Genomic DNA, 13,743 nt, shown 5'->3' with positions numbered 1-13,743 from the left:
TCCCCATACTGTCTCTTATGACACACGGATCGACTATGTGAAGCCGCGCGGTTCGGGTTGCACAGCAGATTGATGGCGTTAAGACACGAACATGTTTGAAAATAAAATAGTCGCCGTAACCGGCGCATCAGGTGGTATCGGTCGAGCCATCGGGGAAATGTTCGCAAAGCATGGAGCCAAAGTGGCTCTATCGGACTTGTCGCCGCCGACTGCTTATGCGCACGAGATGGGCGGTAAAGCCTATGTGTGCGACGTGTCGTCAGAACAATCTGTCATCGCGTTTATTGATCAAGCGGAAGCTGATCTGGGCCCTATCGACATATATATTTCTAACGCGGGTGTCGGCGATGGGAACGGTCCGCACGTTGCGGGTGGATCGAACGCGAGCTGGGAATCAAGCTGGCAAGTCAATGTGATGGGCAGTGTTTATGCGGCGCGTCGATTGATGCCGGGTTGGTTGGAGCGGGGTGACGGACGTTTTGTAATTACGGCTTCGGCCGCAGGATTGCTCAATCAAGTTGGTTCTGCGAGCTATAGCGCCACGAAACATGCGGCCGTCTCTTTTGCAGAAAGCATTGAGATCGAACATGGCGACGCGGGCGTTCACAGCCATTGTATCTGTCCGCAATATGTCCGCACGAACATGACTGCGGGCGTCGATTTCTCAGGCCAACGCGAAAAGCTGTTAGAGCCTGAAGATGTGGCTGAGGCCCTCCGTAAAGCCATTGAGGACGAAAAATTCCTCGTGTTGCCGCATCCTGTTGCGGGTGAATATTACGCGTATCGTGCCGCAAATCCCGATGCGTGGTTATCTGGCATGCGAAAAATGCTGGCAAAGCTCAAAGAAACAAAAAGCTACATCTTCAAGGACAGCGAATAATGGCTAAGGACGAAAAAAAGAGATTTGATTTAACCGGAAAAGTGGCCCTCGTCGCGGGCGCTTCGCGCGGCATTGGCGAAGCGATCGCCCACGGTTTGGCAGAGCAGGGTGCGCATGTGGTTTGCACATCGCGCAAGCCCGAAGCCTGCGCAAAAGTTGCGGACGACATTAAAGCGAAGGGCGGAAGCGCCAGTTTTGCTGAGCTTCATTTGGGCGACCTGTCTCACCATGATAAAGTTCTGGCGCAGATCGAGGCCGAGCATGGTCGGCTTGATATTCTGATTAACAATGGCGCGACGAACCCTCATTACGGCCCAGCGCATAGTGCAACAGAAGACGCGTATGACAAGACGTTCGCCGTTAATACCCGCGGACCCTATTTCCTGACCAGCAAAGCTTACCCCCTATTAAAACGTGATGGTGGCGGCTCTGTCGTCAATGTGGCATCGATAGATGGGCTCCAGCCTGCGGAAAACCGCGTGATCTATGCGATGACGAAGTCGGCTTTGATTGCCATGACACAAGGCATGGCAAAGGAATATTCAGACGACAAAAATGGCGAGGGCGTTCGCGTCAATGCACTGCTTCCCGGGCCGGTTGATACCAAATTGGCAAGCGCGCTCAAAAATGCGCCGGATGTCGACAAGTATCTCGATATGACCATGGCGATTAAACGCTTCGCGCAACCTGAAGAAATGGTCGGTGCGGTGATATTCATGGTCTCTGACGAAGCAAGCTTCTACACGGGTCAATGTACTGTCGTTGATGGCGGGGCGACCCTATAATGACGTCGGCAATTGGAGAGAATGCGACGATTGACGTTCGCGAGGGCGAAGGGCTCGATGTTGCGGCCGTTGATGCTGCGTTAAAGGCCAGTGTCGAAGGCTTGTCCGGTACGCCAAAGGTCACGCAATATCCATCGGGTAACTCGAACCTGACATATGCCATCGACTATCCGGATCGCCGGATGGTGCTTCGTCGTCCGCCATTTGGTCCATTACCGAAAGCGGGACATAATATGTTCCGGGAATACCGGATTATGCGCGATTTGAAGCCGGCGTTTGATCAAGTCCCGAATACGGTTTTCTACACCGACGATGAGAGCATTATCGGCAAGGAATTTTACGTCATGGACCGGGTCGATGGACCACTGATTCATAAGACAATTCCGTCTGAATGGAATTGGTCTGAGGATGACACGGGGCAGCTCGGTGAGAACTTCATCGATGCGCTCGCAAAGCTACATACGCTAGATTACAAATCGCTCGGGCTTGAGGATTTTGGTAAGCCCGACGGCTATGTCAAACGCCAAATTGATGGTTGGAATCGCCGTTGGAACAATGCCTGGACAGACGGGATTACCCGTTTTGAAGATGTCCAGAAGTGGCTTGAAGATGAGATGCCCGCCGAATCGGGCAATGTCGGTGTTTTGCATGGGGATTATCGCGTTGATAACGCCATTTTGGATGCGCGTGACCCGCGTAAGATTGCGGCACTGCTAGATTGGGAAATTTGTGCGATTGGCGATCCGTTGATGGATCTCGGCAATACGCTGTCTTACTGGATCGAGGCCTCAGACCCTGCGCCGATGCATTTGATGATCCGACAGCCGTCGGCGGCACCGGGCATGCCAAGCCGCCGCGAATTTGCCGATCGGTATGGTGAGAAGACCGGCTATGACGTGTCCGATATCCACTACCATTTTGTCTACGGAATCTGGCGTTTGGCTGTGATTATTCAACAAATCCACGCCAGATATGTCCGCGGTCAAACGCAGGACGAACGGTTTGCGGTTATGGATAAATCCGTCGAAGCGCTCGGCGCTCTCGCGCGCCATAAAATTAATACGGGCAGCCTCTAGGCCGCCTTTACGTCCTATTTTTCAAGGAGACTAAGATGAGTGATAATATGTGCCTCGGAGTAACCGAGCGCTTGAAGCCGATTCTCGCCGAAGTGCGCGAGATCGTTCAGAACGACGTCCTGCCAATCGAAGAAAAATGGCATCATGAAACGGCCAACGCGGCCGATCGTTGGGCGCATACGCCGTGGCAGCTGGAAACACTGGAAGCCTTAAAAGCAAAAGCGCGTTCGAAAAACCTATGGAATTTCTGGCTCACGAAAACAGGTTTGACGGCGTCTGATAAAGGGTTTGGTCTGACGACGGTCGAATATGCTCACTTGGCTGAACAAATGGGTTGGTGTCATCTGGCGCCGGAAGTGTTTAACTGTTCCGCGCCCGATACAGGCAATATGGAAGTGTTCGAAAAATACGGCACGGAAGAGCATAAAGAGCGTTGGTTGAAGCCGATGCTGGAAGGGAAAGTTCGGTCCGCTTACCTGATGACAGAACCAGATGTCGCATCGTCTGATGCAACGAATCTCGAATTCAGCGCGGTCAAAGACGGCGATGAATGGGTCCTGAATGGTGAGAAATATTGGTCTTCGGGTGCGGGTGATCCGCGTTGCGAGGTTTATATTTTGATGGCTCGCACAGAAGCTAAGGGCGACGACATGTCCCGTCGCCATAAGCAGCACTCGATGTTTGTCGTGCCCGCTGATTTGCCAGGAATCACAAAACTCCGCGCGATGACGATTTTCGGTCAAGATGATGCGCCGCACGGTCACTTGCACATGAAATTTGATAATGTTCGCATTCCGGCTGATGCGCTATTGATTGGCGAAGGTCGCGGTTTTGAAGTCAGTCAAGGCCGCCTCGGCCCTGGCCGTATTCACCACTGTATGCGCGCGATTGGTCAAGCAGAACGGGCGTTGGAATTGCTTTGCAAACGCGCCACATCTCGTGAGGCCTTTGGTCGCCCACTTGCCAAATTGGGCGGGAATTATGATATTATTGCCGATTGCCGCATTGGCATCGAGCAAGCGCGTCTATTATGTCTGAAAGCGGCATCCTTGATGGATACTGGCGATCACCGGGCGGCCGGACCTTATATTTCCATGATTAAGGTGGCGGCTCCGCAGGTTGCATTGAAAGTCATCGACGAAGCCATGCAAATGCATGGTGGTGTCGGAATCAGCCAAGACACACCTCTTGCCAATATGTTCGTGCAAATGCGGACCTTGCGTTTCGCGGATGGCCCGGATGCCGTTCACCGGATGCAAGTCGCGCGTAAAGAGCTGCGTGGCTATACGAACCAGAAAGTCTAACAACTTTCATATCATCGATTTTGCGCCGCCCCTTTGGGCGGCGTTTTTCGTTGCGTGTCCGGGAGTTGCAGGGCGCGCAAATGATCCCTATTTCAGAGTCTCATTCAGACTATCTCAGGAGCCACCCATGCCATCTTTTGATATCGTGTCCGAAGTCGACATGTCCGAAGTCGAGAACGCGGTGCAAAACGTCATGCGCGAAGTCGGCACACGGTATGATTTCAAGGGCAGTAAGAGCACGGTTGAAGTCGTTGACGGTGGGATCAAGGTTTTCGCTGACGACGACATGAAGCTCAATCAAATGCATGAACTTATTCGGGGCCACCTACAAAGACGCAGCATTGGGCCGGGGCAGTTGGATTATCAGAAAATCGACCCTGCAGCTGGGGCCAGCGTGCGTCAAATGATCGTGGTCAAAGAAGGCATTGATCGCGACATGGCTCGCAAAATTGTCAAAGAGATCAAAGGCTCGAAGATGAAAGTTCAGGTCTCAATTCAAGGCGAAGAATTGCGCGTCACAGGTAAAAAGCGCGATGATTTACAAAGCGCGATGCAGTTTGTGAAAGACTTAGGTTTGGAACAGCCTGTTCAGTTCAAGAACTTTCGCGACTAAGCCAAACCTAAGTCACGGGCTTTCGTCATAACCTGAGAAATTATCTCTTCGCCTATCCTGTGGCCGCGTCAGACAGGGGTGTCGTGATGTCGTTTATCACGACACATCCTCTTAGACCCTAACGGCTCCAAATAACGTTACCGTCGACCATGGTCATGACCGGGTTCGCATCCATCGGTTCGACAGCGGGATCGAGCATGTCTTTGTCAAAGACGGAGAAGTCGGCAAGTTTACCCACTTCGATGGAGCCGAGTTCATTTTCCTGGAAAGCGGCATGGGCTGGCCAGAGCGTGAACATTTTCAGCGCTTCTTGCGGTGCCACGCGTTGATCAAGACCCCAGTTTTCGTTGGAGTAGCCGTCTAGGTCAGTCCGCTGAATAGCCGCATGTAGTTCGATTCGGGGATCGCCGACCTCAACAGGGGCGTCAGAACCGCCCGCAACAATCACACCGCTGTCGATCAAGGCGCGCCAGGCGTAAGCACCTTCGAGTCGGTCCGTGCTGAGGCGATCAACGGCAAAGTGCAAATCACCGATGGCGTGGCTCGGTTGCATAGAGGGGATCACACCCAGGCTTTTGAATCGAGAAATGTCAGAGGGGTCGAGAATTTGGCTGTGTTCAATCCGCCAGCGCGGTTCTTGCACCGCCCATTCTGATTTTGGGACGTTGTTGAAGGCTTCTTCATACCAATTCAGGGTTTCTTGGTTGCCTTTGTCACCAATGGCGTGGGTGTTGACTTGGATACCGTTGCGTAAAGCGGCTTCGAAGATCGGGATCGCCCGGTCCCGCTCTAATGTCATCAGGCCGCTATTGTTGAGATCGTCTGAATAAGGGAGTAGCAAAGCCGCGCCGCGTGAGCCGAGTGCGCCGTCTGCATACAGCTTGATGGCGCGCGTTGTGACATGGGGCGCGTCGCCGGACAATCCGCCAGCCATTGCCGCAACTTTGTCGCTTGGGCCGCTTTCAGGAAGTCCGAGAGAATTATAAACGCGAATGGATATATCGCCATCATTGGCCATTTGATTGATCATATCGACATTGCTGTGCATCACGCTCATCGAATGAATGTTGGTCCAACCGCGCGACGCATAGACATCAGACCCAAGTTTGAAGGCGCGTGACCGAGTTTCAGCGTCCATCGCCGGCATTAATCCAAAAACCAATCTCTGCGCGTTATCGATCAGCATTCCAGTCGGGTTGCCCTCGGTATCGAGATTGATTGCCCCGCCAAAAGGCGCCTCTGTGGATCCATCAATTTTAGACATGGATAAAGCCAAGCTATTGGCAACAGCAGCGTGACCATCAGCACGTTGCAGAATGATGGGATGGTCCGTCGAAACGGCATCCAGATCCTGGCGTGTCGGGAACCGACCTTCAGGCCAATGCGTCTCTATCCATCCGTCACCAAACACTGTTTCACCAACGGGTGTCGTGATAACCACGGCACGGACGAGGTCTTGTAATCCTAAAACAGATTTTGCGGATGTGAGGTCAAGTTCCATCTCGCGCTTTCCGATTCCGATCAGGTGCGCATGAGCATCAGTGAGGCCGGGATAGAGGGTGTATCCGTTAAGATCATACGGGACGGCCTGTTCAGGGCACCAATCGCCTTCATCCGCACCAACATAGGTGATTTTATTGCCGATAACGGCAACGGCGTCTGCTGTGGGTTGGGCGTCATCCGCGGTGTAGATTGTTCCGCCGCTAAAACACCAGCCGTTAACGGCGGCGAGTTCAGGGCTTGCGGGCGCGATAGCTTGGCCACAGGCGGACAAAAGAAGAAGGGCTGAGAGTGCGGGGAGTGTTCTTATCATGGGCTGATCTTATCGTGAGAAGGGATGACTGTCAGCGGAATAAATTAAAGATTATGCCGCCGACGCGACTTTCCTATCGTCATCGAGCAGCACTTCATCAAATGCTTGAAGCAGGGCCGCGAGTTTGATCGGCTTACCAAGCGATGCATTCATCCCAATATTTCGGCATAAGCGCGCCTGTTGATATTGGGGGTCGGCGGTGAGCGCGATGATCGGGACGTTCTGATAGCGGGAGGGTTCACTCCGAATAGCCAGCGTTGTCTCAATGCCGTCCATAACCGGCATATGAATATCCATGAGAACAAGGTCGAACGTTTTCAGCTTAAGCTGATCTAACGCTTCTTGGCCGTTTAAAGCTGTCGTGATTTCACCGACGACATGGGAGAGCAGGGAGCTCACCACGATATGATTTGTGGCATTATCATCGACAATTAGAACGCGTAGATTGCTGTATGGGTTTTCTTTAGAATTGCCCTTATCCAAAATTTGGTCAAATAATGAATTTGACTGCGTGTTTTTGGGTGTCGTGTGTGAAGACGGAACCTGCACTTGTATCGCCACGGCAGGGACAGAAATAGGTTTGATGTTTGGCTTTGACAGGACAATTTTTTCGGGTCTAGTTGGAGTTTCTTGAGGTGTTGGCCCAGCTAATACTGGTGCGGCCTCAGCAGAGACAATCGGAAATGTAATCGCGAACAATGTTCCCTTGCCAAACTCAGAGGTCACATTGATACGCCCGCCCATTAAGTCGACAAGATCTTTGACGATCGAAAGCCCTAAACCCGTCCCGCCGAAGCGGCTGGAAATTGACTTATTGGCCTGCCTGAAGGGTTGAAAAATATGCTCTAGGGACTCAGTCGTCATCCCAATACCATTGTCACGCACAGCGAGGACAAGGTGTTGATTGTCGCCTTTTCCTTTGGGCGCGAGGATGACTTTTACCGTACCGCCCGGGGTAAACTTTATGGCGTTTGAGAGAAGGTTGCTGAGGCATTGCTCGTAACGATAATCATCAAGCACCATTGTTTTAGGGACATCAGGGTGGATCGCAAAGGAGAGCTGCGTGTTTTCCAACGCGGCTTTGTCCACCCACTTTTGGCAAACTGTTGTGACAAGTTCACTGGGCGAGCACCCTCGTAAATTAAGTTCGACTGCGTCATCGGCCAGTTTCGTATGTTCGAGCGTACCGTCGACCATCTCCATCACTTTTTCAGCTGAGTTCTGTATCAAGAGGAGCTGAGGGCGTATCGTGTCGTCTTTACAATTGTGAACAAGGGCGTCGGCCATGCCAATCACGGCATTGAGCGGTGTACGGACTTCGTGAGAGAGGCGCCCGAGAAATTCATTTTTCGCTTTAAGTGCAGCTTCAGTAATCGTCTGCGCATCGCGGAGATCTTGTTGGATCTGCATTTGCGGGGTGATGTCAGTAAAAAAGCAAATCAACGACCTGACTTTGCCACCTTCATCAATGTTCGGCATCACATGAGATTTGAGCCAGTGCACCGTTTTATCATCGCCAAGAATGCGAAGCGTCATAATGTTAGGTGTACGCGTTTTTATAACTTGGTTGATGGCTTCGGCGCCCATTTCCCGATCATCAGGATGAATCACGTCCATGAAGCCAGTGTTTTCTATGATTTTAAAATTTTTATCCGTGAAATGTTGCCGGAGTGAATCCGCGCGAACATGAAGATCTTTTGTGCGTGGATTGTAAAGCCAATACCCACTTTGACCAACTTGAAGGGCCGTATCCAAGGCCCGCTTTTTAAGCTCTTCTTGGGTCACATCCCGCATCAAGAGAAGGTAGCTATCGTCACGTCCGAGACTAACCCGGATATCGATGTGCTGCCCGGACGGCGTGACGGCGTTGATGATCTGAGTTGAGGTGTTTTGCTTTAATCTCTGATTGACCAAAAGATCTGAAATCAGGGCCTCGAAGACTTTTGGGTCACCCTGACCAAAGTAGCCTTGCTCAGCCATGACGCCCGTAAGTTGGCTGAGTTGAGTCAGTTCCTCCTGACTAATCGGCGCAATTTTGAGGAGGTCGAAGATTTTTTTATCGACATATTCGATGCCGAGGTTCCGATTGACAACGATACACGCTTCGCCCGTCAAGTCGGCCAATCGTTTAAGCCAGAAAAAGTCTTCTTTACGACGAACGGATACGCGGCGATCTAATTTCTCGCCTGTATGTGTGTCGTCTGAGCCTATCGACACTAAAATGCCCTCACAATTCCAATGAATACTAGTTTTCACAGCTAAATCCAAAGACGGCGTTAAGATTTTCTCGTCTTGTTTGAGTTTTGATGAACCGTGCAGTCGGTTTGAGATCTAATAAGTGCAGGAAGACAAGTGTGGGGGAATGCAGTGCGGGCGGTCGTCTTGGACTGGACGCCACATACATACTTTGCCGCGATACGATGGCTTACGTGATTCTACGCGTCGACTTAGACACGTTTCAGAATTTTGAGTGTAAGAAAAAACTGGTGCCGCGAGGGTGCACCGAGATGTTGTGTCGTTTGTTATCATAGCGGTTCAAATTGTGTTTAAATTCAATTACTAACGGTTGATATTGTATCTCTTTGTGTCAGCTTGTGTCGCTCTATCTCACTTTTTGGTGTACATAAAATTGTACATAAAGGGGAAGACTAATGGCACATTCTCGAAACAAGCTTACTGTAAAGGCGATTAAAACTAGTCCAAAAGGGGCGTATGGTGACGGTGGTGGGCTACTCCTCAGAAAAACGGACAGAAACAACGGTCAGTGGATTTATCGCTTTCGTCTACATGGTCGTCAAAGGCAAATGGGGCTGGGAGGGCTGAGCAAGGTGTCATTATCCAAAGCTCGCCAGATAAGAGACGAATATCAAGCACTTGTCATAGATGGCATTGATCCCGTGCGTGAGCGTAAAGCGGCGCGACAGGCCCAAATTGTCAAAACAGTAACGCTTGCAGATGTTGCTGACATCGCGTTCGTTGCACGGCAAGCGGAACTTCGTGCCGATGGCAAAGCGGGGCGGTGGTTCAGCCCGCTTAAGATTCATGTCCTACCTTCTCTTGGTAAGCGACCGATCGTCAGCATCACTCAAAACGACATCAAGGATACTTTGGGCCCTATTTGGCATGAAAAAGCTGACACAGCACGGAAAGCAATCAACCGTCTTCAAATCGTCTTTAAACATGCGGTCGCTATGGGGTTGGATGTTGATATCCAAGCCGTCGAGAAAGCCAAAGCGCTCCTTGGCAAGCAACGTCATCAAGTCAAAAATATCCCAAGTATGCCGTGGGGCAAAGTTCCAGAGTTCTTTGCGAGCCTAGATGAAGAAACGCCCGTTCAACTTGCCCTGAAGTTTCTTGTCCTGAATCCAGGGGCGAGGTCAAAGCCAGTCCGGTTCCTTCGGACGGAGGATATTGAGAAGAACGTTTGGGTTGTTCCGGCTGACATGATGAAAGGACAAAAGGGGCATACTCGAGATTGGCGGACACCATTGTCGTCGGAGAGCCTTGCTATCATCAAAGCCGCTGAACCGTTCGAAAGGAATGGATGGCTCTTTCCAAATCAATCAGGAAAAGGGGTTATCTCCGATGCTAGTATGAGCCGTTTGATGGAGCGGCGTGGCCTTGAGTATCGGCCGCATGGCTTCCGTTCGTCCTTTCGGACTTGGGCTGCTGAAACGGGACAAAACCGCGATATTGCAGAGCGTTCTTTGGCCCACAAAATTCATGGCAAGGTAGAAGCGTCATATCTCCGAACTGACTTCCTGATTGAGCGAGCGGAGTTAATGCTCCTTTGGTCAAAATTTGTGTCGAGTGTTGAGCTGTCAGAGCTTGAACAGGCCACGGTTATGAAGCCACAAAACACTAAAGAAGGTCAGAGTAAGGCAGAGAAAGAAATGTTTGATTCCATGATTGAGAGGGGAAAGGCGAAATGGGTTACCAGAACTCTTCCTGTGTCACGTTCCGGAAGTGAATGATTTCGCGGCAGTGGATTAGAGTGTCTCTGATTGCGTGCCGAAGAAGGTCAAACTGTCTCGGCAAGACAGTCATGGGCTCTCAAAGTGCAGATTCTAGTCAAACTGACAGGGCAATCCAGTACGACGTGATTCTAAGTTCCGGGTAAGGCTGACCTCGGAAAGTCTCCTTAAGATGACCTCAGCCAGTGTCTTACTTGAGGCGATTTTGAGACACTCGAATGAATGGTGAAACACCCCTATCGCTCACCCGTAGGTCGTATTCCCTAACCGCTATAGTCGAGATCTTTTAGCCCCGCGGCGAACCAGTTTTGGTCATTCACGTGTTTTGTCAGACGACCGAGGGTCATGGCGCGTTTCCCCCGCTGACAGACATATCCAGTATCGGAAACGCCATCGGCACAAAGCAATCGCCATAAAGCGCCGCACTGCGCGCGTTTTCGGCGGGTAAGTCCGCCAACACCTCTGCCGTGATATTGGCCGGAACATTGACGCCTAGCGTCTCAATCGAAGCAATAATCTGGCGGGATATGCCCTCGATAGCGGTACTCTTACCATCCAGCTCCCCCAGAATTTCGTAAAAGCGCGGCCGCTCGTCCGGGCTGATCGTCGTCGCGACCGCCAGCATCTTCATCCGCCCTTGCAGCGTGTAAACTTCAAACTGAATGTCTTCGACATATCGGGTAAGCAGGAAGAGACGGTCGAGCGCATCGCGGCGTTCATCCGCCATCCGGTTGAATGTGCCGCGCGCGAGGCCTGCGTCCCACGTGCGGGATCCCCAGAACCGCTGCGGCGATCGAAACACATCAGACAGCGCCGGTCCGCCGGAATTTGGATAAGGCGGCATGGAGACAGGGGTCCACGTCTCGCCCGGCTCCAGCAATTGCGCCCCAATCGCCTGATATTTGGCTTTACGGCAATTGGCTGTCGACAAACGCTCTTGGGCATTGCTGTAATTGGTCAACAGATCAATCTGCAACGCCGCCTCAGCCACACGCAGATCGGCGCGTTGTTGCCCATTGCTCAACCATTGCTGTCCCATTAGCGCGACCCCGACGCCAAAGACGACAATGCAGAAATCGAGCGTCACCGCGAGCCAATTCTGCTCGCGGATATGTTTTGTAAGACTTCGAAGTCTCATGATGCGGCCCCAATCCGCTATTGCAGAACATAGCGCTTTCCATAATTTAGTCTAGTGAGGGTTGAGCGGCCCTCTTTGAGCGTTTTAAGCATCCGAGCGCGAGAGGCTTAGATTAGGCTATTTTAGGACACTCGAGTTTGCGCAAAATCATTTACTGCTTTCCTCGGCAAGCATCTTAATAAGTTTTGCGAAACTCTCTTGGTGAGATTTATTGACGGATAATTGGCCTGCAAAAACACCCTGATACAGATTGATTCCGACAATTAAATCGGCCTTGGAACCAGACATAGCAACCGCTTCATCCATTGCCATTTCTTCAATCAGCGCGCCTAATCTCACGAGCGCTGTGAGATATGGCCGTGACCATTCTCGAACAGATTGATTTCCACTCATGAATTGACCTGTTAACGCGGCATGACTGACAAGCTCATCCCGGAGCGTATCATTAGACAGTAATTTCATGTCCCCACTGGCGACGAGTTGGGCATAAGTGTCTGATTGGCCAGACGGGCTAGGAAGGTTGAAAGATGTTTCGAAAAAAACTTTGATTTGCTGGATATCAGCACTTTCTGGATAGTTGATTATCAGCTGTCTAAATTCTTCTATTTCGTTAATGCTAGACTCAAAATACTCAATCTTCTCTTCGGTTCGTCGGCCAAGCGCTTCAAAATCCGCGTGCAAACGGCTAACTATCTGTTGTTCGCGCGTCCGGTCCTGGCGGGTCTCGCTCCAATTTGTGATTTGGAAAGCGATGAGGATACCGGTCACCACAATAAAAAAGTCGAGCGCAACTGCAAGCCAGTTTTGATCTTTCACGTTTTTTGTTACTGAGCGAAGGCGCATTATCTCTTCTTCTGCTCTACTTTGATGAGGTCGAGGATACCCAGAATGCTTTGCCGATTGTCGAGTAGGATCGCATGAAGGTTGTCCTGTATTCCATAGGCGGTTTGTAATGCCGCAAGCATGTCCGGGTCATTTATCAGACGTGCGTGATCGACCTCTTTCGTCGCGAATGAATTACGATTTTTTTTTACGGGAACCCCAGTTGCAATTAAACTTCGAGCTGAGATGAGCGTACCTCTCGAACTGTCCAGTGGGCTTGTATAAAAACCGTGTTGGCCGCGAGCAAAGTTGACGTAGTCATTGAGCTCAGACAGGGCTCGCCTGAGTTCATCGCTTTGAATGAGCTGTAGGCGACCATCCGAAACAAGCTCCGTATAGGTTATTGAAGGGCCCGTTGGTAGCGTATATTCAGTCGCAATGCTGATGTCATCAAGCAGGGTTTCTTCCGCGAGCTGTTTTTGCCTGATACCACGAATGAGCCTTCCCGCCGCCGCAAGATTGGATTTATATAAAGCCAAACTCCGGTCAGTACGGTCAAGTTTTTGCTGGAAGTCCTGTTCCAGCCGCACCAAAATATTCCCGGCATCAATCCGCTCACTTCGCGCGTCACTCCAGTTCGTGATTTGAAAGGCTATCAAAATTCCGAAAACAACGATAAAAAAGTCGAGCGCCACGGCAAACCAGTTCTGGTCTTTCACGTGTTTTGTTAAACCTCGTAGTAACATGGTGCGCCCCAAATCCCCTGACGAGGAACATACCCCTTTCCCTAAGTGTGTCTAGCGATGGTTGAGAGGCTTATTCTGGGCGTTTTAGGACTCCGGACAGATGCTCGCTTTTGCTGCGAAAGTCGGAGTCCATTCTATTAAGCTTACGCAACGCGAGGAGTCCGTCCAAGCTGGAATGTTCTGTCAGATTGATTGGAATCTGCACTCATAGAGGGGGTGGAATGCAAGTTGAGAAAATCGACGTGTTGAAGGTAACCAAAGTTGCACCTCCGGACTGCTCCGTAGAACGACGACAAGAATTGAAAGTACTTCGATGGGATAATCATTTTGGGCCGTTCGACCCAAAGAAACTCACAAGGTATAGTTGCCCTTAAATCGACACTACTCGAAAAGAGCGGGACTTATGATGGTCTCAAACGACATTAGATAAGACCGCATATCTGGAGCTTTTACACGAAGACGAGTTCCCACATCTCCAAGTCGAGCAACTGTCTGACGTCAGCGCTCATGGCACAGATTTGAGCCTGGGCTAAGAGAGACTTTGCTCACCTCCATCCTTATGGAGTGAAGCATGAGACAGACTAAAACAACG

General features: G+C 51.0%; 11 protein-coding genes. 6 read left to right on the top strand and 5 right to left on the bottom strand.

The annotated features are described in order from the left end of the window. Positions 1-91 precede the first annotated feature (91 nt). The 5 genes from IE105_RS05880 to IE105_RS05860 all read left to right on the top strand — a co-directional run bounded on the left by IE105_RS05880 (position 92) and on the right by IE105_RS05860 (position 4,658). Positions 92-880, top strand: coding sequence for an SDR family NAD(P)-dependent oxidoreductase (locus tag IE105_RS05880; RefSeq protein WP_189496413.1), 789 nt, complete (start codon positions 92-94; stop codon positions 878-880). Next, on the top strand, positions 880-1,665 hold the full coding sequence (locus tag IE105_RS05875) for a glucose 1-dehydrogenase (RefSeq protein WP_189496411.1): 786 nt from the start codon (positions 880-882) through the stop codon (positions 1,663-1,665). Before IE105_RS05880 ends, IE105_RS05875 begins: the two co-directional genes overlap by 1 nt. Beyond that, positions 1,665-2,741 (top strand): phosphotransferase family protein, encoded by a 1,077-nt coding sequence (locus IE105_RS05870; RefSeq protein ID WP_189496410.1) that lies wholly within the window; start codon positions 1,665-1,667, stop codon positions 2,739-2,741. The genes IE105_RS05875 and IE105_RS05870 overlap by 1 nt, the downstream gene beginning before the upstream one ends. A 35-nt stretch (positions 2,742-2,776) precedes the next feature. Next, positions 2,777-4,045 (top strand): acyl-CoA dehydrogenase family protein, encoded by a 1,269-nt coding sequence (locus tag IE105_RS05865; protein WP_233354007.1) that lies wholly within the window; start codon positions 2,777-2,779, stop codon positions 4,043-4,045. Positions 4,046-4,172: 127 nt separating this feature from the next. Beyond that, complete coding sequence (locus IE105_RS05860; protein ID WP_189496407.1) at positions 4,173-4,658, top strand: YajQ family cyclic di-GMP-binding protein; 486 nt, start codon at positions 4,173-4,175, stop codon at positions 4,656-4,658. 118 nt (positions 4,659-4,776) lie between these two features. Here IE105_RS05860 and IE105_RS05855 read toward each other — a convergent pair whose 3' ends face one another. Together IE105_RS05855 and IE105_RS05850 are read right to left on the bottom strand one after the other, a co-directional pair. Then, complete coding sequence (locus tag IE105_RS05855) at positions 4,777-6,471, bottom strand: amidohydrolase (RefSeq protein ID WP_189496405.1); 1,695 nt, start codon at positions 6,469-6,471, stop codon at positions 4,777-4,779. 51 nt (positions 6,472-6,522) lie between these two features. Continuing rightward, positions 6,523-8,727: a hybrid sensor histidine kinase/response regulator gene (locus IE105_RS05850; protein WP_189496403.1), complete on the bottom strand. Its 2,205-nt coding sequence runs from the start codon at positions 8,725-8,727 to the stop codon at positions 6,523-6,525. 395 nt (positions 8,728-9,122) lie between these two features. On the opposite strand from IE105_RS05850, the gene IE105_RS05845 reads away from it, so the two are divergent. Next, positions 9,123-10,445, top strand: a complete 1,323-nt coding sequence (locus IE105_RS05845; protein WP_189496401.1) for a tyrosine-type recombinase/integrase — start codon at positions 9,123-9,125, stop codon at positions 10,443-10,445. Positions 10,446-10,788: 343 nt separating this feature from the next. Here IE105_RS05845 and IE105_RS05840 read toward each other — a convergent pair whose 3' ends face one another. The 3 genes from IE105_RS05840 to IE105_RS05830 form a co-directional block, all read right to left on the bottom strand. Beyond that, positions 10,789-11,583 carry a hypothetical protein gene (locus tag IE105_RS05840; protein ID WP_189496399.1) on the bottom strand — a complete coding sequence of 265 codons (795 nt, stop codon included), beginning with the start codon at positions 11,581-11,583 and terminating at the stop codon, positions 10,789-10,791. A gap of 147 nt (positions 11,584-11,730) precedes the next feature. Further along, the gene (locus IE105_RS05835; protein ID WP_189496397.1) at positions 11,731-12,426 is read right to left on the bottom strand and encodes a DUF6090 family protein; all 696 of its coding nucleotides are present in this window, start codon (positions 12,424-12,426) and stop codon (positions 11,731-11,733) included. Continuing rightward, complete coding sequence (locus IE105_RS05830; protein ID WP_189496395.1) at positions 12,426-13,124, bottom strand: DUF6090 family protein; 699 nt, start codon at positions 13,122-13,124, stop codon at positions 12,426-12,428. Before IE105_RS05830 ends, IE105_RS05835 begins: the two co-directional genes overlap by 1 nt. Positions 13,125-13,743 lie beyond the last annotated feature (619 nt).

The organism is Algimonas arctica, assembly GCF_014652695.1.
Classification (GTDB): Bacteria; Pseudomonadota; Alphaproteobacteria; order Caulobacterales; family Maricaulaceae; genus Litorimonas; species Litorimonas arctica.
This window is presented reverse-complemented; position numbering and strand designations above follow the sequence as displayed.